The 20,242-nt window shown below is 62.6% G+C and carries 20 protein-coding genes; 1 reads left to right on the forward strand and 19 read right to left on the reverse strand.

Going from position 1 to position 20,242, the window contains the following annotated elements; genetic code table 11:
* Window positions 1-3 precede the first annotated feature (3 nt).
* The 16 genes from PCS43_RS02870 to PCS43_RS02940 all read right to left on the reverse strand — a co-directional run bounded on the left by PCS43_RS02870 (window position 4) and on the right by PCS43_RS02940 (window position 17,284).
* On the reverse strand, window positions 4-498 hold the full coding sequence (locus tag PCS43_RS02870; RefSeq protein WP_007735085.1) for a hydrogenase maturation protease: 495 nt from the start codon (window positions 496-498) through the stop codon (window positions 4-6).
* Window positions 499-504: 6 nt separating this feature from the next.
* Window positions 505-624: a DUF6893 family small protein gene (locus PCS43_RS33410; protein ID WP_003942178.1), complete on the reverse strand. Its 120-nt coding sequence runs from the start codon at window positions 622-624 to the stop codon at window positions 505-507.
* Window positions 625-672: 48 nt separating this feature from the next.
* Window positions 673-2,034 (reverse strand): hypothetical protein, encoded by a 1,362-nt coding sequence (locus PCS43_RS02875; protein WP_007735083.1) that lies wholly within the window; start codon window positions 2,032-2,034, stop codon window positions 673-675.
* Window positions 2,031-2,669, reverse strand: a complete 639-nt coding sequence (locus tag PCS43_RS02880) for a DUF6084 family protein (protein WP_007735081.1) — start codon at window positions 2,667-2,669, stop codon at window positions 2,031-2,033. Before PCS43_RS02880 ends, PCS43_RS02875 begins: the two co-directional genes overlap by 4 nt.
* Window positions 2,666-3,286 carry a DUF5947 family protein gene (locus PCS43_RS02885; protein ID WP_042922570.1) on the reverse strand — a complete coding sequence of 207 codons (621 nt, stop codon included), beginning with the start codon at window positions 3,284-3,286 and terminating at the stop codon, window positions 2,666-2,668. Before PCS43_RS02885 ends, PCS43_RS02880 begins: the two co-directional genes overlap by 4 nt.
* A 19-nt stretch (window positions 3,287-3,305) precedes the next feature.
* Window positions 3,306-4,208, reverse strand: a complete 903-nt coding sequence (locus tag PCS43_RS02890) for a NifU family protein (RefSeq protein ID WP_003942277.1) — start codon at window positions 4,206-4,208, stop codon at window positions 3,306-3,308.
* Between the two features lie 3 nt (window positions 4,209-4,211).
* Entirely contained in the window at window positions 4,212-6,005 is a 1,794-nt protein-coding gene (locus tag PCS43_RS02895) for a nickel-dependent hydrogenase large subunit (protein WP_007735075.1), read from the reverse strand.
* A gap of 54 nt (window positions 6,006-6,059) precedes the next feature.
* Entirely contained in the window at window positions 6,060-7,175 is a 1,116-nt protein-coding gene (locus PCS43_RS02900) for a NiFe hydrogenase small subunit (RefSeq protein WP_007735073.1), read from the reverse strand.
* 181 nt (window positions 7,176-7,356) lie between these two features.
* The gene (gene hypB / locus PCS43_RS02905; protein ID WP_039973458.1) at window positions 7,357-8,157 is read right to left on the reverse strand and encodes a hydrogenase nickel incorporation protein HypB; all 801 of its coding nucleotides are present in this window, start codon (window positions 8,155-8,157) and stop codon (window positions 7,357-7,359) included.
* 2 nt (window positions 8,158-8,159) lie between these two features.
* Window positions 8,160-8,489 (reverse strand): hydrogenase maturation nickel metallochaperone HypA, encoded by a 330-nt coding sequence (hypA, locus tag PCS43_RS02910; RefSeq protein ID WP_007735071.1) that lies wholly within the window; start codon window positions 8,487-8,489, stop codon window positions 8,160-8,162.
* Between the two features lie 160 nt (window positions 8,490-8,649).
* The gene (locus PCS43_RS02915; RefSeq protein ID WP_007735070.1) at window positions 8,650-10,344 is read right to left on the reverse strand and encodes a cutinase family protein; all 1,695 of its coding nucleotides are present in this window, start codon (window positions 10,342-10,344) and stop codon (window positions 8,650-8,652) included.
* Between the two features lie 181 nt (window positions 10,345-10,525).
* Window positions 10,526-11,638: an alcohol dehydrogenase catalytic domain-containing protein gene (locus PCS43_RS02920; RefSeq protein WP_007735068.1), complete on the reverse strand. Its 1,113-nt coding sequence runs from the start codon at window positions 11,636-11,638 to the stop codon at window positions 10,526-10,528.
* Between the two features lie 28 nt (window positions 11,639-11,666).
* Window positions 11,667-13,025 carry a M16 family metallopeptidase gene (locus PCS43_RS02925; protein WP_003942169.1) on the reverse strand — a complete coding sequence of 453 codons (1,359 nt, stop codon included), beginning with the start codon at window positions 13,023-13,025 and terminating at the stop codon, window positions 11,667-11,669.
* A gap of 127 nt (window positions 13,026-13,152) precedes the next feature.
* Window positions 13,153-15,423 (reverse strand): polyribonucleotide nucleotidyltransferase, encoded by a 2,271-nt coding sequence (locus PCS43_RS02930; protein ID WP_003942275.1) that lies wholly within the window; start codon window positions 15,421-15,423, stop codon window positions 13,153-13,155.
* A gap of 452 nt (window positions 15,424-15,875) precedes the next feature.
* Entirely contained in the window at window positions 15,876-16,145 is a 270-nt protein-coding gene (gene rpsO, locus PCS43_RS02935) for a 30S ribosomal protein S15 (RefSeq protein ID WP_007735061.1), read from the reverse strand.
* A 158-nt stretch (window positions 16,146-16,303) separates the two neighbouring features.
* Window positions 16,304-17,284: a bifunctional riboflavin kinase/FAD synthetase gene (locus PCS43_RS02940; protein WP_003942148.1), complete on the reverse strand. Its 981-nt coding sequence runs from the start codon at window positions 17,282-17,284 to the stop codon at window positions 16,304-16,306.
* A 117-nt stretch (window positions 17,285-17,401) separates the two neighbouring features.
* Between PCS43_RS02940 and PCS43_RS02945 the strand changes: the two genes are divergently transcribed.
* A complete protein-coding gene (locus PCS43_RS02945; protein WP_030535607.1) occupies window positions 17,402-18,148 on the forward strand; it encodes a metal-dependent transcriptional regulator in 747 nt (248 codons plus the stop codon).
* Window positions 18,149-18,157: 9 nt separating this feature from the next.
* Here PCS43_RS02945 and PCS43_RS02950 read toward each other — a convergent pair whose 3' ends face one another.
* The 3 genes from PCS43_RS02950 to PCS43_RS02960 are packed head-to-tail and all read right to left on the reverse strand — an operon-like array spanning window position 18,158 to window position 20,235.
* Window positions 18,158-18,634 (reverse strand): GNAT family N-acetyltransferase, encoded by a 477-nt coding sequence (locus PCS43_RS02950; protein WP_030535608.1) that lies wholly within the window; start codon window positions 18,632-18,634, stop codon window positions 18,158-18,160.
* Window positions 18,631-19,551 carry a tRNA pseudouridine(55) synthase TruB gene (gene truB / locus PCS43_RS02955; RefSeq protein WP_030535609.1) on the reverse strand — a complete coding sequence of 307 codons (921 nt, stop codon included), beginning with the start codon at window positions 19,549-19,551 and terminating at the stop codon, window positions 18,631-18,633. The genes PCS43_RS02950 and truB overlap by 4 nt, the downstream gene beginning before the upstream one ends.
* Window positions 19,552-19,575: 24 nt before the next feature.
* On the reverse strand, window positions 19,576-20,235 hold the full coding sequence (locus PCS43_RS02960; RefSeq protein ID WP_209908365.1) for a 4'-phosphopantetheinyl transferase family protein: 660 nt from the start codon (window positions 20,233-20,235) through the stop codon (window positions 19,576-19,578).
* Window positions 20,236-20,242 lie beyond the last annotated feature (7 nt).

The raw sequence follows: 20,242 nt of genomic DNA on the forward strand, positions 1-20,242 counted from the left end.
GACTCACACCTCCGGCCCCAGTGTGGTGGCATCACAGTCCACGTCGATGGACCGGACGAGTGCCAGCACCGCAGAAGCGGCTTGCCCTACCGAATCACGCATCTCCGCACTCAATCCGATTCCGTCGCCGATCGATTTCGCATGTGCCCCCACCACGAACGTCCGCGGGAGTGTTCCGCCGAGGGCCTGCAGGCTGGCAAACACCGAACTCGGATGCATCGAGTGCGCGTCGAAACCTCCTTGCGGGCCTTCACTTTCGGGGTCCACTTCGATGATCGCGAGCTTGCCCGGGACTCCGGTCGCCGGTAAGGCATCGATCAGGACCAGGGCGTCCCACGACTCCAACAAGTCGTACGCCAGATGCACGCCCCGAATCCCGTAGTCGACCAGGTGAGCTCCCGATGGGAGATTCTCATGCTGCAGCGCCCGAACAACTTCGGGGCCGAATCCGTCGTCTTCGAGAAATATGTTTCCGACACCTGCAATCAGCACGCGCACAGCGCTTTACATCTTTCGCATTCGCAGATAGCGCTGGATGTCCGGCATCGACACCACCAGGACGATCGCGGCTGCGATCGCGGTGGCGCCGAGAAGTGCCGTCGACAGCAATCCCATGCTCCTCATGGCGAGTTCTCCTCTCGATAGCTGTGAAGTTCGATAGCTGTGAGTACGTCACGCGCTGTCGCGCGGCATCGGCTCTATCTCGTCCGGCGCGAAGTACAGGTAGCGGCCGTACCAGTTGTGCAGATCGGCGGCCGGATCGTCCAACAGTGTCACCCCAACATGAATGTCGCCGTCCACGTCTTCATGAATGGTGGCGACGTGGGCGATCCGGCCGTCGAAGAACAGGTCCTGAGCATCAGCGCGGCGTGAGGGGTGGAGCCGAACTGTACTTCCACCAGAGACACGGACGCCGTTGATCAGAACTGCGTCGGTGCGTGGTTGGACACTGGTGTCGGCTTCCGGGGTCCACCAGTCCACACCGTCAGGCACCTCGGGTATCAGATCAGAACCGGCGTGCGGATTTCGCAGCACACCGTGCAGGCCGGCTAGATCGTCGTCCGTCAATCGCTCACATCGGTCGATGATGTCGGCAGCTCTGGAGTCGGTAGCTCGCGCCCGCGCCTTTTCCTCGTCGGTCATGGCAAGGATTCTCAGGGTGAGAATTTCGTCGATCTCGGTCGAGTCGAAGAGAGATCCCTCGCTCTGCGGCGCAATCTCGGGAAAGTCGTACAGGATGATCGGTGACACCAGAACGGTGGGAGATGTGCCAGGGTGAGTGGGGTCCTCGGTCCCCGCAAGCACCGGATAACAGCGATTTTGCCGCAACTGCTCCGAGTGATCTGCTTCTTCGAACAACGACAGGAACCTCGAGCCTGTGCAGTTCACAATGACGTGAGTCCCCAGCATCGATTGCGCGGTGGCCGTGCCCTTGTCCCGTGCGTCGACGCTCGTGGCGTTCATGATCTCCACGGAAATCACCGTGCGTCCGTCCCCGGCGGAGGCGCTCACTGCCAAGAGGCCATTCACCGGAAGCCGTGTCCGAACGATCCGTCCGACCACCCTGCCCCGAGAGTCCGACAAAGTCTCTCCTTCGACAACTCCGGCCGCACAGAAGGTTTCTTCGACGCCGGCCTCGAGTTCGTCCAGACCCCACGGACCCAACACGATCTCGGACTCGGTGGCTTCGTCCCACGAGATCGACTCCCGCTCGCCGACTACCAACCGATCGACCGGGATCCACGCCCCGCCGGCGCCGAGTCGTTCAACCGTCCGCGACTGGTGGTGCAGAAATCTCACAGTCGCAGAAACTTCGACGCCGTTCCGCTCGAATTCGCCGAGCAGACATTGCGCGGACATCGACGGTTCCTCGCCGACTCCGACCTCGGCGGCGCCGGGCGGTCCGAGAACCCCGAACTGCCAACGGGATTGATTCTTCGCCGAACCGGCCCGGTAGGGATAGAGAAGATATCCCTCGTACAGGACGGCGTCGGCCACGGCCCGAACGTCGTGATCCATCTCCGTTCGAGTCATCGCGGCACCTGGCTCGCCGTCAGCAACTGCCGCACGGCTGAATCGAGGTCCGTGAGGCCGTGCGCTGCCTTGAACCGCACGAGATCGGCAATCGTCTCATGGTCGAGGCGTACCCAACCAGACGCCGGATAATGCGCAGCCATCAGCTGTTTCCACACGTCGACCGGCAATTCGTAGGCAGCAGATCTGTCCCACGGGATCTGCTGCACGGAGAAACCACGCGGTCCGTCGGTGAATACCGTGCCGCTCAGTAGAACCACGATCGGAATCGTTCCGTCTCCGAGTGCGTGCATGTACTTCGACGCCGTCACCGAGAAGTCGTACGTACACGCCATGGGCAAGGCCGCGACCGTTGTTCCGGTGAATCCTTGAACGACCGTGGAACATTCCATCCACAGGAAGGTGCGCAGCGTACTCGACCAACGCTCCCGCGGACCGAAGAGATCGCGCAGACCTTCGCCTTCGGCGTCGGAGTACGGTCGGCGGTGTGGTTCGATTCGTACCTGCGCGCGCAGAGCCACCGCACGGACGGTCGTGCCGGTGGATTCCGACATTCTCAATCTCACCGTCAGATTCGGCGTAACCGCGTACGGTTCCACCTCCATGTTGTCGATCGAGAAGTCGAGAACAGTCATGCCGACCTGCTTCGCGCCTCGACGCGCCCGAAGAACTCGTCCACTGCGCGTGCGGCATCCTGGCCACCGTCGAATCCGCGCCACACGGTGCGCAATCGTCCCACCAGTTCGTAACAGGCGTCGATGGGAACAACGAAGCATCTCGGCGATTGTCCTGACGTGGGCACCGACACGATCAACGCCTCGACGTCGGCCCGCATCTGCGCGAGCCCCGGATTCTCCTCGAGCACAGTCTCGAACGAGTCGATGGGCAACTCGGATTCGGTAGCTCCGGCCGGTCCCGGATAGAAGACTATGTACTTGTCGAGGAGTGAGTTGCGGAAGAAGAATGCCAGGCCGACGGGGATTTCCAGAGACTCCCACCGGCCAGGGCCGAGGTCGAAGTCCGGAAACTCGAGGTACCGATCGGGAACCGCTTTGTATCGAAGGTCCGCGTCGACCGGTGCAAAGAGTAGATAGCACGGTCGGCACACGCACATCAGGCTCCGGACCTGTACGTCCACGACGTGCTGGTGTTCGTCGCCTATGCCCGCCGCACACATCTCACACCTCGGTCCGGTCGGAACGACACGCGACGAGGCAATTCGTGTGAGCACCTCTCCCACAGTGACTTTCATGACCGGGCTGCGTTCACGGCTAGGTCACCGGTATCACAGAATCGTCAGCAAGCGCGACCGAGAGCACTCCGTCGCGAATCAGCACCGGCACAGGCGCCAGGTGCTCGGAGCCGGTGCCCACCCGCGCTCCCGCCCCGTACACACTGAAGTGGGCAGAGCACGTCGGACAGGTGAGGACAGCGGCGTCTCGGGCAGGACGGCCCATCATGCGTTCGAGCACAGCCCCCGCCATCGAGTGCTCACACACCGGGCAACGGTCGCGATACGCGTACAGATCGTCACCGGAGCGGCAGACCAACAGATCGGTGCCCGACACGCGGAAGCCCGCGACCTCTCCCACCTCGACTTCGGCGAATTCGGGGACCTCCACCCAGTGCGTACCTCCCCCGTCGGCGTGAACGTGCGAGAACAGGGACTCGACCGAAATCACACCCGACTTCAGCTCATGCGAATCCGGTGTTTCGACGTCGATTCCGGTGGTCTCGGGTGCCGCCGCCTGCACCGCGTCCTGGACCGCGGTTTCGAGGGTCACCGAGGACGAAGGGCAACTGTTACAGCTTCCGAGAAGCCGTAGTCGCACTACGCCGTCCGCCACCTCGATCAGTTCGACGTCGCCTCCGTGCGAACCGAGGTACGGACGCACGCTGTCGAGCGCAGTGCGGACGCGGGTCTCCACGTCGTGCGGGTGAAGTCCGTGCACCAGTAGCAGGCTGGACACCAGATCGTCGCGAACCATCGCATCCATCGTGGCCGGATCTGCCAGAGCGACGGTGCGTTCGAGTGCTGCGCCGTACAACTGCACGACCTCACGCACCAGTTGCTCGGCGCGATCTCTCGCCACCGGGCCTGCGCCGGCGTTGGCCTGCAACAACGTCTCGATGCGCTCACCTGCTCCGCGCCAGTAGTCGGCCGATTGCTCCATCGATCACTCCCCGGTCACGGACTGCGTCGGAGAGTGCAACTTCTCCAGGGTCTTGCCACCGCCGAGATACATGTGAACACCACACGGCAGGCAGGGATCGAAACTACGCACGGTCCGCATGATGTCGATGCCCTTGAAGTGGTCTCGATCGTTCTCCTCGAAGATCGGCTGACCCTGCACGGCATCCTCGTACGGGCCGGGGGTTCCGTAGCTGTCGCGCGGGCTCGCATTCCACGGTGTCGGTGGGTACGGGTGATAGTTCGCGATTTTTCCGTCACGAATCACCATGTGGTGTGAGAGAACTCCGCGGACGGCTTCGGTGAATCCGCAACCGATACCCTCGTCCGGGACCTCGAACGACTCCCACGTCTTGGTCCGGCCGGCCCGGATCTCGACAAGCGCCTTCTCGGCGAAATGAAGGGCAGCCGCGGCTGCGTATGCCTGGAAATACGTTCGCGCGCGGTTTCTTTCGAGGGTATTGCTGCCATGTTCGGGAATCTTCCACTCGAGCGAGACAGGACCCTTCAGTGCTGTTTTCGGAAGATTGATCTTCACACTGTGTCCGGTCGACTCCAGGTATCCGATGTCGACCAGGCCGGCCAGAGCGGTGCTCCACAGACGAGCCAATGCTCCCCCGCCCGTATCCAGAGCAAGGTTGTCTTTTCCGTCGAACCATCGCGGTGACATGACCCAGCTGTACTTGTCCTCGAGGTTCCGCTTCTGCGGGTGAGGGTTGGTGTGCTGATTCCACGGGTGCCTGCGATCGACCGGGTTACCCAGCGGATCGGTTTTGACGAACATCTCCTGATCACTCCAGTCCTCGTAATACGAGGAGCCCAGCATGATCCGGATACCGAGGTTGATGTCCACCAGGTCCGTGGTGACCAACTTTCCGTCGACAACCACACCGGGAGTGACAAACATCTTCCGGCCCCAGTCGGTCATGTCCTTGTAGGAGAAATTGCAGTACTCGGGGTCTTGGAACGATCCCCAACAACCCAGCAGGGTCCGCCGCAGGCCAACCTTTTCGTAACCAGGCATCGCCTGGTAGAAGAAGTCGAACAGGTCGTCGTGCATCGGCACGACCTTCTTCATGAATTCGACGTACCGCATCAGCCGCGACATGTAGTCCGTCATCAGTTCGATCGTCGCGACGGTGCCGACGCCGCCGGGATAGAGCGTCGACGGGTGAACGTGCCTTCCCTCCATCAAGCAGAACATTTCGCGAGTCGAACGCGAGACTTGCAACGCTTCGCGATAGAACTCACCCGTGAACGGATTGAGAGTCCGCATGATGTCCGCAATCGTGCGATACCCGTGCTGCTCCTCGTGCGGGCAGCGCGTGTTCTCTGCCTGCGCCAGCACACCGGGATTCGTCTCGGAGACCATCTTCTCGCAGTAGTCGACGGCGACAAGATTCTCTTGAAAGATGTTGTGGTCGAACATGTACTCGGCGGCCTCGCCGAGATTGACGATCCACTCGCCCAGATGCGGCGGCTTGACGCCGTACGCCATGTTCTGTGCGTAGCACGAGCATGTGGCGTGATTGTCACCGCAGATGCCGCAGATACGACTGGTGATGAAATGCGCGTCGCGCGGGTCCTTCCCCTTCATGAACAGGGAATACCCGCGAAAGATCGACGACGTGCTGTGGCACTCCACCACTTCGCGATTGGCGAAGTCGATCTTGGTGTAGATGCCCAGACTGCCGACGATTCGGGTGATGGGGTCCCACGCCATCTCGACAAGACCGTCGCGGTCTGCAGTCGAGGTGGGTTCGGGAACGATGGCCGTCATTGCAGTGCCTCCCAGAGACGTTGCTCACGAACTGATTTGAATGTATCCGGTCGGTCACCACGTACGCGTTGCACCGGTGAGTAATTTCGACCCGCGCTCGCGCCAGTGCGGTTCCTTGTCCAACGTGTGACCGGTGATCCGGCGCAGACTGTGAATCACGGACCCGTACATTCCCACCGCATTGGTGGAGAGTTTGCCGCCAGGTGGTTCATCCATGAACGGCATGAACTTGTCGGGGAACCCCGGCATCGTGCACCCGATACAGATCCCGCCGACGTTGGGACACCCGCCGACTCCGTTGATCCAACCACGTTTGGGGACATTGCATTTCACGACCGGTCCCCAACATCCGAGTTTGACGATGCACTTCGGTGACCCGTACTCCGTCGCGAACTCACCCTGCTCGTAGTACCCACCACGGTCACAGCCCTCGTGAACGGTGGCACCGAAAAGCCACTGCGGGCGCAGGGATTCGTCCAAGGGAATCATCGGCGCCTGGTCAGTGGCCATGTACAGAAGATAAGTCAGGGTCTCGGAGAGGTTGTCCGGCTGAATGGGACACCCGGGAACGCAGACGATCGGGATGCCCGCCTTCGATTTCCAGGTCCACCCGAGATAGTCCGGCACACCCATCGCACCGGTCGGATTGCCGGCCATCGCATGTATGCCGCCGTAGGTCGCACACGTACCGACCGCAACTACCGCAGTGGCTTTCGGTGCCAGCTTGTCGAGCCATTCGCTCGTGGTGACCGGTTGGCCGGTTTCGCGATTGTTCCCGAAGCCGCACCAATACCCCTCGTCGTGAAGTTTCTCGTTCGGTATCGATCCTTCGACAACAAGAACAAAGGGTTCCAGTTCTCCGCGGTCGGCTTTCCAAAACCACTCCAGGAAATCGTCAGCGCCACCCTGCGGTCCGCATTCGAAGTCGATGAGCGGCCAATGAACCGCTACCTGCGGCAGGCCGGGCAAGGCGCCGAGCGCGATCTCCTCGATACTGGGTTGCGTGGCTGCAGTGAGCGCCACCGAATCTCCGTCGCAACTGAGACCGGCATTGATCCACAGCACGTGGATCAGAGTTTCTTCCGCTTTGGCCGCTGCGCTTGCGGGGGTAGCTGCGCTTTCGGAGGCAGGTTCCGCCGTGGTGCCAGCAGTCGATTTTTGTGTGTCCATGTCAGCCGCTTTCACGGGTGCACTTGCGCCTTGACTCTCAGCGCCGCGACTGGCCTGACACGCTATGGCCTCAAGACTCTGTGGCCTCGAATTGCCGCGGCACCGAAACGCTGACGCCACCGGAGTCGAACCTCGGCCCACTTGCGTGGCACCCACTCATTTCATTAACTACCCGAGCAGATCAGTTGTCAACGGCCACCGGAGAAATCGCCGAACGACTACCGATCCACTCGTACCACTCGCCCATGCCCTCACCTGTCGTGGCAGACAAAACAACAACGCGCACAGCAGGATTGAGTATTCTCGCCTGCTCGACGCAGGCATCGACGTCGAACTCGACGTATGGGAGCAAGTCGATCTTGTTGATCACCACGAGGTCCGCGACAGCGAAGATGTGTGGGTACTTTTTCGGCTTGTCTGCCCCCTCCGGCGTCGAAATTAGGACAACCTTGCCTTCCTCGCCGAGGTCGAAGAGCGCGGGGCACACCAGGTTTCCGACGTTTTCGATCAGAAGCAGCGATTCTTCAGCGGGATCCAAGGCGCGCAGTGCGCGGTCGATCATCGCGGCATCGAGGTGACATCCGGCCCCGGTATTCACCTGCACCACCGACGCGCCGGTCTCTCGGATCCGCTCGGCGTCGAGCCGGGTTTCCTGGTCACCTTCGATCACGGCTATCGGTCGCTGACATCCGAGCTCCCGGATGGTTCGCGCCAGCAATGTCGTCTTCCCCGCGCCGGGGGAACTCATGATGTTGAGCGCCGTGATTCGGCGGCTCCGCATCCACTGACGATTGTGAACCGCAATGCCGTCGTTCTTGGCGAGCACCTGCTGCTCGAGAATCACGGTGTGGTCGGGGTGGCCGCGCTCATGGTCATGCTCGTGACCGTGCCCATGATCGTCGTGTTCCTGCTCGTGTTCTCCGTCTGCGACTACCGACACCCGAGGTCCTGTGGTGTCCCCGCACCCACACGTCGCGCACATGCTCAGCTCACTTCCATCGACAGGATCCGTAACTCTCGGCCGGCAAGCACCTCGACATCAGCACTGCCGCATTCACACAGCAAGAACATGTCGGGCGGCGAGAACATCACGCCGCAGCTTTTGCATCGCGCGCTGGTTGCAATCTCATCGATGTGCAAGCTGGCACCTTCGGCGTGAGTACCCGCGGTGACGACGTCGAAGCAGAACAGCAGAGAGTGTGGAACCACCCCGCAGAGTTGCCCTACTTCAAGCCGCACGCTCGATACTCGTCGCTCGCCGGCACGCTCACACACGGCTTCGACCACACTCTGCGCAATGGACAGCTCGTGCACGGTGAAACCCACGATTCGTGATCCGGAAACCTCCCTTCCACGATAAGCACCAACGGTCGTTGTGCGTAACCCGTACACGAAAACAGGCTGCGATCCGCAACTAATTGCGGATCGCAGCCTGTGACAGCGTTATTCGTGTGACGAACGCCGGCGAGAAGGATTACGGGTTCGGAACCGGCACCTTCGTCGTCGTGGTCGTCGACGTCACTGTCGTAGTCGGGGGGGCCGTCGTTGCATCCGTTCCCGCTACCGGTGTGGTCGGAACTGTCGACGTCGGCGTCACTGCCGCCGAACCCGTCGGAGTGGCAACCGCTCCCGATGTGACCGACGCCGATCCTGCCGCAGGCACCTGTGACGTGGTTGCGGGCGCTCCAGCAGATCCCGTGGAGCCAGTGGTCCCGGCCGGTGCCTGACCGGTTCCGGTGCCTTCAGCCACCGCGGCGTCGCCCTCAGCATTGCCGTCAGCCATGTAGGCATCGACAGCGGCACTGATCTGTTCCGGGGTCGGCTTCGCAGTTGTGTCGACGGGCTTTCCTTCCTTCGCCTGCTGGGCGAGGTAGGTGAGCCAGGCCGCTGCGTACTCAGCTGAAGTCAACGGCTTGCCGTTGGCCGCATCCGCATCTCGCCAGTAATCGAAGTGGTGTCCGACGTCTGGAGCGAGTGTCTGCTGGTAGGGGTCGCTCAAGATCACGGGAATCGTGTTCTGGTTGGTAGCAATCAGACCGACAATCTCCTTGAAAAGCTTCTGCGGCAGATATGCCAGCGGAGACACCTTGTCGGTGGACACCGTCTCGCCCTCGGCTACCGGCGCCGGCGCGGGTGTTTTTCCGGGCTTGTACTCCGGATCCGAGACCTTGAGCATCACCTGAAGGAATGTCTCGTCACTCTGCATCCAGTTGGGATTGGACGAAATGTCTGCGAACGCCTCGAAGACGATCTGGCCGAACACCACCGCGACGTCCTGACCGGTGGCCGGGTTCAGACCCTGCGCTTCGAGTTGGTCGATGTTCAACTGCCGACCGACATTTGCCGCCAAGATCAACAGAGAGATGTTGCTGGGAGCCGAGCAGGTGAAGTCACCGTCCGAGCAGAAGGACGCGACCTTGCCGTTCAGCTTGCCGAAACCTCCGGCAGTGCCGGGGAGTACACCTTCGCCAGGTGTCGCGGAGGTGCCGTTCTGGTACTTCGTATTGAAGTTATCCGGGTTCGTGAACGGATTCGTGGCACCGAGGAACGTGCCGTCGCCCGCTTCACGGCCTGCATCCGCCAGCATGACCACACCGACAACCTTGTCCGGGTCGACCCCGAACTCGTTGTTCTCCTGCGTACCGATGTCCATCGCGACGCGACGCACCACATCGGCGCCTTCGCTGTACCCGACGATCGAGAACTGAGTCTTCGGGCATTCCTTGGCGATGGCACTCATCACGGACTGCGTATTTGCAGCGCCGGCAGCGACGGCATCCTCGTAGGACGCCATGTTGGCCGGGTACGCGATATACACAGCCGCGTACGAGCCGGGCTTGTTCGCGTTGACGGAGCCTGCCGGGTTGATCACCTGGTCGACGCGTTCACTCTTGTAGTCACCGGACAGGGCGGCCGGCAGCGGCTTCCCGTCGGCTCCCAGCAACATCTTCACCGTCGAAGCGTCCGGTGTGTCGTGTCGACCGGCAACCGCGATGCTGACCATGTCGTGACACTCGGTGACCGACGACGTCAATTGTGTCTCGATCGTGCGTGACTCCGGAGAGTCCACAGCGACCGCAACCGCGACCAGTGCGGCCACGCCGAGCGCTGCGGGCGCTACTGCACCCGCCAGTATTCGATGTCGCGAAAAGAACCCACGAACCGGCATATCTTCTCCCCAATCAACTTTTGGAAAACGTACGACCGACCCCCGGGGCGTCACGCAACGTCATTCGAGTAGTCGTCCAGTACGAGAGGAGCGTTACAACGGGTAACGATTTTCCGTGGCGACTCGGGAGGGAATCGGGAGCGCAAACGCCTCATTTCCGCTGCATAACACCGACGTGCACCTACTCCGCGTCGAAGATAATGACCTGTCGGATTGCTTTTCCGTCGGCGAGTTCGTCCATACCCGAATTGATGTCGGCCAATTCGATTCGCGAGGAAATGAGCTTCTCGACCGGCAGCTTCCCGTCGCGCCACAACTGCGCGTAGATCGGGATGTCGCGGGACGGGACCGCAGATCCCAGGTAGCTGCCGATAATGGTCCGCGCTTCGGCGACCAGTCCGAGAGGTGAGATCGACGAGCGCGCGTCAGGCGCCGGCAACCCGACCGTGACGGTCGTGCCACCCGCTGCCGTCGCAGCCACCGCTGTCTCGAAGGCCCGAGCATTTCCCGCGGCCTCGACGACGATGTCTGCGCGAACGCCACTCTCGGACAGGCCGGACGGTGTGAAGACCTCGGTCGCGCCCAGTTCCAGCGCCTGAGCCAGCTTGGATTCCAGTGCGTCGACACCGATGACGTTCTCGACCCCGAGTGCCCTCGCCGTCAGGATTGCGGCCATCCCGACGCCACCCAAGCCGACCACCATCACGGTGTCTGCCGGGCGAGGCTTCGCCGCGTTGAGGAGCGCTCCCCCACCGGTCAACACCGCACAACCGAGTACGGCTGCAATTTCGGCCGGGATGTCGTCGTCGACGGGAACAACCGACTTGGCGTTGACCACAGCATGCGTCGCGAAACCCGAAACACCGAGATGATGTTTGACGTTCTCGCCGGAGCGCCGCAGTCGATGCGCGCCACCGAGCAAACTGCCGTCGTTGTTGGCAGCGCTACCCACCGTGCAAGGCATCCGGCCGTCAGTGGCGCATCCCGCACATTCACCGCACCGTGGAAGAAAAGTCATCACGACGCGGGTGCCCACCGACAACGAATCAACTCCGTCGCCGAGTTCGATGATTCGACCTGCCGCCTCATGGCCCAACAACATCGGCACGGGTCGTACCCGATTGCCGTCGACCACGGAGAGGTCGGAGTGACAAAGCCCGGCAGCTTCGATCTTGACCAGGATCTCACCCGGGCCCGGGGATTCGAGGTCGAGTTCCGAAATCGAAATCGGAGTCGACTCTGCGAAGGGACGCTTCCGGCCGATCTCTTCGAGCACTGCACCACGGATCTTCAACTGCACACCCCGATTTCGATAGTTCGAACTACTTGCCCACGATCCCGCGTACCGACGCGGGGAGGTCACGAACCCGCTTGTACGGACCCACGACGGCGGCTGCAAACGGCCTCGTCAAGAGCACCTGCGCCACCTCGAGCACCTCTTCGGAGGTGACTGCGTCGATGGTCGCGAGCGTCTGCGCAACACTGCGATGGTTGCCGTAGTTCAGTTCGCTGCGACCGATACGGTTCATGCGTGAGCCTGAATCTTCCAGTGCCAGAACCAATCCGCCGCGCAGCGATCCCTTGGCGCGGGCGATCTCGGCATCGGTGATTCCGTCCGTCGCCACGTTCGCGAGTACCTCGCGGATAACCGTGGCAACCTCCCCGAGGTTCTCCGGCTGGCAACCTGCATACACGGAGAACGCTCCGGTGTCCGCGAAGGTGTCGACGCCGGAATAGACGGAGTACGCCAGCCCGCGCTTCTCCCGAATCTCTTGGAACAGACGAGAACTCAGCCCACCGCCCACTGCGGCGTTGAGCACCGACAGCGCCCAGCGATGGCCCTCGTGCCGGCCGAACGCGCGTACCCCGAGCGCAAGGTGGACCTGCTCGCTGTCGCGGTGGGTCAAGCTCAGTTCAGGCATCGTTCGCAAACGCAGAGTGCCTTCGCGCCGCGGCGCCGGCTTGACCCCGCGCTCGAGATGTCCGGCAAATGCACGGCGAGCGAGCGTCACAACCTGCTTGTGGTCGACGTTTCCCGCTACGGCCAGCACCATCCGCTGCGGTGTGTAACGCCGAACATGGAAGGAATGCAACTGATTGCGCGACATCGACTCGATCGATTCGACGCTACCGATGATCGGACGGCCGACAGGATGATCGCCGAACAACGCGGTCAGGAACGCGTCGCCGAGCAAGTCTTCCGGATCGTCGTCACGCATCGCGATCTCTTCGAGCACTACTTGCCGCTCGACATCGACGTCCGCGGTTCTGCAACGCCCTCGCAGCACGACGTCGGCGACAAGGTCAACCGCCATCGGAAGGTCGTCGTCGATCACGTGCGCGTAGAAACAGGTGTGTTCCTTCGACGTGAATGCATTGAGTTCGCCGCCCACACCATCCATGACCTGCGCGATGTCCAACGCCGTCCGTGACGGCGTCGACTTGAACAGCAGGTGCTCGAGAAAATGCGCGGCACCGGCCACACTCGGCTGCTCGTCGCGCGAGCCGACTCCGACCCACACACCGACGGAGGCGGAACGCACACCGGGAATGAACTCGGTGACGACGCGCAGGCCGCCGGGAAGGACCGTGCGCTGTACTCCGGATTCGGGAGTCGCATCGATCGGCGATTTCAGCACAGCGCTGCGGCTGCGCGTGGTGTTGGGAGTGGTCTTTGCCATGAAAAGGTTCAGCAGTCCTCGGTGCAAGTGGTCAATCAGGTATCTACAGGCTCTGTGTCTACAGACAGTACAGATGCGGCCCCGCACGGAAATCCGCGCGGGGCCGCATCAGAGTACGAAGTGAGATCTACTCAGAAGCAGCCTCGTCGGCGGCCGGAGCGGCAGCCTCGTCGTTGCCCTCTTCGACCGGGATCAGCGAGATCTTGCCGCGAGCATCGATGTCGGCGATCTCGACGCGGATCTTGGATCCGACGTTGACCACGTCTTCGACCTTGGCAATGCGCTTACCGCTGCCCAGCTTCGAGATGTGCACCAGTCCGTCGCGTCCCGGCAGGAGCGAAACGAAGGCACCGAAGGCGGTGGTCTTGACGACCGTGCCCAGGAACCGCTCGCCGACCTTGGGGAGCTGCGGGTTGGCAATGGCGTTGATCATGTCGATCGCGGCCTGTGCAGACGGTCCATCGGTGGCGCCGACGAACACGGTGCCGTCGTCTTCGATGGAGATGTTGGCACCGGTCTGCTCGGTGATGGAGTTGATCATCTTGCCCTTGGGGCCGATGACCTCACCGATCTTGTCGACGGGGACCTTGATGGCCGTCACGCGGGGAGCGAACGGGCTCATCTCGTCCGGGGTGTCGATGGCTTCCGCCATGACCTCGAGGATCGTGGTCCGTGCGTCCTTCGCCTGCGAGAGTGCACCGGCAAGGACCTGCGACGGGATGCCGTCGAGCTTCGTGTCCAGCTGCAGGGCCGTGACGAAGTCCTTGGTACCTGCGACCTTGAAGTCCATGTCGCCGAAGGCGTCTTCGGCGCCGAGGATGTCGGTCAGCGCGACGTAGCGGGTTTCGCCGTCGACCTGGTCGGAAACCAGACCCATGGCGATACCGGCAACCGGAGCGCGAAGCGGCACACCGGCGTTGAGCAGAGCGAGCGTGGACGCGCACACCGAGCCCATCGAGGTGGAACCGTTGGAGCTCAGAGCCTCGGAGACCTGGCGAATCGCGTAAGGGAACTCTTCGACGCTGGGCAGAACCGGCATGAGAGCGCGCTCGGCGAGTGCACCGTGACCGATTTCGCGACGCTTCGGCGAACCGACGCGGCCCGTCTCACCGGTGGAGTACGGCGGGAAGTTGTAATGATGCATGTAGCGCTTGGTGGTCTCGGGACCGAGCGAGTCGACCTGCTGAGCCATCTTCACCATGTCGAGAGTGGTCACACCCAGGATCTGGGTCTCGCCACGCTCGAACAGTGCGGAGCCGTGTGCGCGCGGGATGATCGCAACCTCGGCGGACAGCGAACGGATGTCCGTGACGCCGCGGCCGTCGATGCGGAACTGATCGCGCAGGATGCGCTGGCGAACCAGCTTCTTGGTGAGCGAGCGGAACGCTGCTCCCAGTTCCTTCTCGCGGCCTTCGAAGTTGGGTGCAACCTGCTCGAGAACCTCGACCTTGACCTCGTCGGTCTTGTCGTCGCGTTCCTGCTTGCCGGCGATTGTCAGTGCGGCATTGAGCTTTTCGGACGCAGCAGCCTCGACGGCAGCAAAAACGTCGTCCTGGTACGCCGGGAAGACCGGGTAGTCACCCGTGGGCTTTGCAGCCTTGGATGCAAGTGCTGCCTGTGCAGCGCACAGGCGTGCGATGAACGGCTTGGCGGCCTCGAGGCCCTCGGCGACAATGGCCTCGGTCGGTGCCTGAGCGCCGTCGGCGATCTTCGCGATGACGTTGTCGGTGGCCTCGGCCTCGACCATCATGATCGCGACGTCGGCGTTGTCACCGCTACCGGAAACGACGCGGCCGGCGACGACCATGTCGAAGACGGCGTTCTCGAGCTGATCGACCGTCGGGAATGCAACCCACTGGCCGGTCTTGTTCTCGTCCGAGACGATGAGTGCAACGCGCACGCCACCGACGGGTCCGGAGAACGGCAGGCCGGCGATCTGCGTCGACGCGGAAGCGGCGTTGATGGCCACGACGTCGTACAGATCCTGGGGGTTGAGGCTCATGACCGTGACGACGACCTGGATCTCGTTACGGAGACCGTCGACGAAGGACGGGCGCAGCGGCCGGTCGATGAGGCGGCAAGTCAGGATCGCGTCGGTGGAGGGGCGTCCCTCACGACGGAAGAACGAACCGGGTATGCGGCCCGCTGCGTACATGCGCTCTTCGACGTCCACCGTCAGGGGGAAGAAGTCGAAGTGCTCCTTGGGGTGCTTGCTGGCGCTCGTGGCGGACAGCAGCATGGTCTCGTCGTCCAGGTAAGCAACGACGGCGCCGGCGGCCTGCTGAGCAAGGCGTCCGGTCTCGAAACGGATGGTGCGGGTACCGAAGGACCCGTTGTCGATCACGGCGGTGGATTCGAACACGCCTTCGTCGACCTCTACTACGGAATTCTCTGTCATTCTTTTCTCTTCACTTCCCTCTCGTCTTCGCCGTACCCGCGCGGGCGTTTCCACCCTCCTGGTGGAAACTGCGCACCGAGGGACGTCCCCCTCTTGAATTGCAGACGCTCCTTGCGATGCGAGCGATTTCTGCTTCGGGACGTCACGACGTTCGGGCGGCCGTCGATCGAAGTCCGCCGGAGCTTTCGGGCTCTTGCCCGGTCCGGAGAACCACTACCGACAACCGACACCACGTTCTCTGGTGCATACGGTGTGCTGGCTGCGTACTGCACAACTGCGCATAGACAACTGCGCCTAGACAACTGTGCATAGCGCCGACAGCGGAAACTGCCTTGCGGCAGCTAACGCCGAAAGCCAGCGAAGCCCAGTATATGCGTGGCTTCGCCGGCTGACGGAGTGTTCGGCAAACCGAAGCATGCCGTGTTGCTTTCGATCAGCGTCGTGAGAAAAATCTAGCGACGCAGGCCGAGACGCTCGATGAGCGTGCGGTAGCGAGCGACGTCGGTCTTTGCCACGTACTTCAGCAGACGACGACGGCGACCGACCATCAAGAGCAGTCCACGACGCGAGTGGTGGTCATGCTTGTGGGTCTTGAGGTGCTCGGTGAGATCGGTGATGCGCTTGGTGAGCATTGCCACCTGAGCTTCAGGCGATCCCGTGTCGGTCTCGTGCAAGCCGTACTCGCCGAGAACGGCCTTCTTTTCTTCCGTGGTCAATGCCACTTGATTCACTCCTGTGATGACGTTTGCGTGAAAGGAACTAGATCGGGCGCGGCCACCGCAAACCGCAGCACGCACCGAGAGAAGATCCTACCAGCAGCAATGAGGCGCTCTCGCCCACCTGGAGCGAATGTGGCGGCCGCCACTGACACAGGAGGAACTCAACCGACGCTACGTTCTGCATCCTCACTCAGAATCCGGCGTGCGCGTTCGACATCTCGGTTCATCGCCGTGATGAGCGACTCGATCGAGTCGAACTTCTCCATACCGCGAATCCGCGAAACCAGGTCGACCGCGACGTGTTGTCCGTACAGGTCTGCTTCGGTGTCGAGAACGTATGCCTCGACGGTTCGGGTCCGGCCGGAGAAGGTCGGATTGGTACCCACAGACACCGCGGCTTGGTATCGGCGACCGGGAACGACGGTTCCGAGTTCCTCGCCGGCACCGAGCACCGTGAACCACGCCGCGTACACGCCGTCGGCCGGAATCGCCGAAAACATCGGCGGTGCAACGTTGGCCGTCGGGAACCCCAACTCGCGTCCACGCTTGTCACCGTGGACGACCACACCTTCGACACGATGTGGACGGCCCAGAGCTTCGGTAGCCGCTTCCATGTCGCCTGCGTCGACGCACGAGCGGATGTAGGTCGACGAGAACGTCACCGCATGCTCGGCGAGCAGCTGGACGCCGTCGACGGCAAAGCCGAAGCGAGCGCCCATTTCACGAAGAAGATCGACATTGCCGAGCGCCTTCTTGCCGAAGGTGAAGTTGTCCCCCACCACGACCTCGGCGACATGTAGACGTTCGACGAGAATCTCGTGGACGTAGCGCTCCGGCGTCAGCTTCATGAAATCAGCGGTGAACGGCATCACGCAGAACACGTCGATGCCCAGATCCTGAGCCAATTCCGCACGCCGTTGCAGCGTCGTCAACTGGGCTGGATGACTACCCGGCCGCACAACCTCCATGGGATGCGGGTCGAACGTCATCAACACGCTCGGAACACCACGTTTGCGGGCAGCGGTAACCGCTCTCGCTATCAATTGGGCATGCCCACGATGCACACCGTCGAACACACCGATAGTGAGCACACAACGACCCCAATCGGCCGGAACTTCGTCGAGACCACGCCATCTCAGCACGATTGGCAGCCTACGGGTCCACCGGCGGCGGGTCACGTTCGGACCCGCCCAGCGAATCACCGCTGTGCTGCCGCTCACGTACGGAAGTTCCGGATTTCGTAGCCTAAGCTAAGCGTTGTGGCAGCTCACAAGACCGGAACCTCGGAAGCATCATCGACGTCGGATGGCGACAGCACTTCGGCGCACGACGCGGCAATCGACACGCTCGCACTCTCGTCGGTGGCCCAGGACTACCTCAAGGTCATCTGGACTATCCAGGAGTGGTCCCACGAGCGGGTTTCCACCAAGCTCCTGTCCGAGAAAATGAGCGTCTCGGCCTCGACGGTCTCCGAGGCGATCCGCAAACTCTCGGACCAGGGCCTGGTCGATCACGCCCGCTACGGATCCATCGCCCTGACCGACAGCGGCCGCGCCGCCGCCGTCTCCATGGTCCGGCGCCACCGGTTGATCGAGACCTATCTGGTTCAGGAACTCGGATACGGCTGGGACGAAGTCCACGACGAGGCCGAAGTCCTCGAACACGCCGTTTCCGATCTGATGATCTCTCGGATGGACGCCAAACTGGGCTTCCCCGAACGTGACCCGCACGGTGATCCCATTCCCGCCACCGACGGTTCGGTGCCGACACCCCCGGCCCGCCAGCTCAGCGACTTCGCCAACGGTGAGCGGGGCCGCGTTGCCCGGATCTCCGATTCCGATCCCGAAATGCTCCGGTACTTCGATTCCGTCGGCGTCAGTCTCGATGTCGAGATCACCGTCGAGGAGCGCCGCGATTTCGCCGGGACAGTGTCCGTTCGACTCGGCGACAGCCCCAACACCATCGACTTGGGAAGTCCAGTCGCTCAAGCAATTTGGCTCGTCTAGCCGAGGTAGTCAAAGCGGCAGTCGGTATCGGCGTTCCACGGGCCGGACGCCGTCGGTCCGGGTCCAGTCGGCGAGCCTCTCGTCGACGTACACCCACCCTCGACGCTCGTACAGTGCGATCGCCGGCAGAGCGTCGTCGACGACGTCGAGCACCAGTTCCAACCGACTCTCGGCTGCGAAATCCGTCACGGCATCGAGTAGCGCATCGCTGAGGCCGTTTCCACGTGAGCCAGGATGAACGAACAATCGCGACACGGCTATCGATCCCGCGGTTGTGGGCGCACCTGCGACCTCGCTGTCGACGGCCACATGACCGACAACACGACCGTCGCTCTCACCGACCCACGCCTTCACCACCGTGGGCGAACTGAGCCAGCGGTGCGGGTTCTGCGGCCACGTGTTCGGATATCCGTCGCACTCGTGGACCTGTGCCAGCGCATCGACGCAACCGTCGAGGTCGCCGTCGACACGCTCGCGGACGATCACCCGCGAAGCGTCGCCGGTCGCACGACCATCACCGAACTGGCGCGTCGACCCTTCTCCTGCAGAAGCGCAATCGTGTGACCGGTGGGATCGATCGCCGCACAGATCCCCTTCATCCCGATCGGCTCGAGCCAGCGCCCCTGGCTGATCGCCTCGGCTTCCTCCGCCGTGATCTGCCGATGCGGAAAAGCCGTCTGCGCGGCCTGATCGATGTCGAGGCTCACACCCGGCTGATCCGCGAGATCTTCGAGCGTGCGCGCATGTTCGAGAGTGAACGGCCCGACGCGGGTGCGGCGCAATGCCGTCAAATGACCGCCGACGCCCAATTCACGACCGAGGTCGCGGGCAAGCGAGCGGATGTACGTACCGGACGAGCACTCCACGTCGACGTCCAGATCGACGAAGCCACCCGGGACATCTCGCCGAGCCAGAACCTCGAAAGTCGACACCGTTACCGGACGCGGCGCCAGCTCGACGGTTTCTCCCGCACGCACCAGAGCATGTGCGCGCTGACCGTCCACCTTGATAGCGCTCACGCTCGCCGGGATCTGCTTGATGTCTCCGGTCAGCGTGGCCACGATCGCCGCGATCTCCGCGTCCGTCACTTGCGATGCGTCTGTGGAAGTCAGGACCTCACCCTCGGCGTCGTCCGTGTCCGTCGCTGCACCGAGGCGAATGGTCGCCGAATACGCCTTGGTGGTCAGCGCCAGGAGTCCGAGCAACTTGGTCGCACGCTCCACACCGAGAACAAGGACGCCTGTCGCCATGGGATCCAGCGTCCCGGCATGTCCCACTTTGCGGGTGTTCAACAACTTGCGGCACCGAGCGACCACGTCGTGGCTGGTGATACCCGCCTCTTTGTCGACAATCAGAATTCCGGCGCCGACAAGACCGGAGGAGGGCTTTTCACGAGCTGACACGTGTGCCGATTCTGCCAGTCGCGCTCACTGCACCGAAATTGCCGTCAGGATGAGCCCGTCCGACACCAACCACCTGCCGTCGAAAGAAGTGAGCGGCGGACCGGACGTCGCCTCACCGGGGACCAGCAGACGCGAGTTGAAAATGCCGGACGTTTCCGACTCCGCCTCGAACGTGATGTGGGCGTCCTCGAAACCCAACCAGCGCCCGGTGAGCGGAAACCACGCCTTGTACGTGGCTTCCTTCGCGCAGAAGAGCACTCGATCCCAGTGCACCGGACCGCCGGTTTCCTGAGTGTCCAACCACGTTCGTTCCGCCTCGATGCTGACCGCGGGCAATACCCCGTCCGGCAGCGGGCCGTGCGGTTCGGCGTCGATACCGAGTGAGCGGACCTGCATGGAGTACGCCAGGACAGCGCCGCGGTAGCCGTCGCAATGGGCGAGGCTCCCGACCACTCCCTGCGGCCAGAGTGGGGCACCACGCTCGCCGCGCATGACAGCGGCAGACGGAACACCGAGCTTGCCCATCGCCTGACGCGCAAGGTGCCGGGTAGTCACGAACTCACGACGACGCTTCTCGACCGCGCGGCCGATCAACGCCTCCTCACTGGGGTGCGGAACCAGACCGGGCGGATCCACGAAGGCCTCGGCCGTCGCAACTCCACCGGGAAGAATCTGTTCGATCACGTAGCGA

Source organism: Rhodococcus sp. C-2 (assembly GCF_027854095.1).
In the GTDB taxonomy this organism is placed as follows: Bacteria; Actinomycetota; Actinomycetes; order Mycobacteriales; family Mycobacteriaceae; genus Rhodococcus_F; species Rhodococcus_F qingshengii.

Coding starts and splice junctions, on each gene's coding strand:
- PCS43_RS02890 (WP_003942277.1), bottom strand. CDS start 4,208: ATGGAGCAATCGGCCGACTACTGGCGCGGAGCAGGTGAGCGCATCGAG.
- hypB (WP_039973458.1), bottom strand. CDS start 8,157: ATGTGCGCGACGTGTGGGTGCGGGGACACCACAGGACCTCGGGTGTCG.
- PCS43_RS02895 (WP_007735075.1), bottom strand. CDS start 6,005: ATGACGGCCATCGTTCCCGAACCCACCTCGACTGCAGACCGCGACGGT.
- PCS43_RS33410 (WP_003942178.1), bottom strand. CDS start 624: ATGAGGAGCATGGGATTGCTGTCGACGGCACTTCTCGGCGCCACCGCG.
- PCS43_RS02915 (WP_007735070.1), bottom strand. CDS start 10,344: ATGCCGGTTCGTGGGTTCTTTTCGCGACATCGAATACTGGCGGGTGCA.
- PCS43_RS02885 (WP_042922570.1), bottom strand. CDS start 3,286: ATGAAAGTCACTGTGGGAGAGGTGCTCACACGAATTGCCTCGTCGCGT.
- PCS43_RS02900 (WP_007735073.1), bottom strand. CDS start 7,175: ATGGACACACAAAAATCGACTGCTGGCACCACGGCGGAACCTGCCTCC.
- PCS43_RS02930 (WP_003942275.1), bottom strand. CDS start 15,423: ATGACAGAGAATTCCGTAGTAGAGGTCGACGAAGGCGTGTTCGAATCC.
- PCS43_RS02880 (WP_007735081.1), bottom strand. CDS start 2,669: ATGACTGTTCTCGACTTCTCGATCGACAACATGGAGGTGGAACCGTAC.
- PCS43_RS02925 (WP_003942169.1), bottom strand. CDS start 13,025: ATGGCAAAGACCACTCCCAACACCACGCGCAGCCGCAGCGCTGTGCTG.
- PCS43_RS02875 (WP_007735083.1), bottom strand. CDS start 2,034: ATGACTCGAACGGAGATGGATCACGACGTTCGGGCCGTGGCCGACGCC.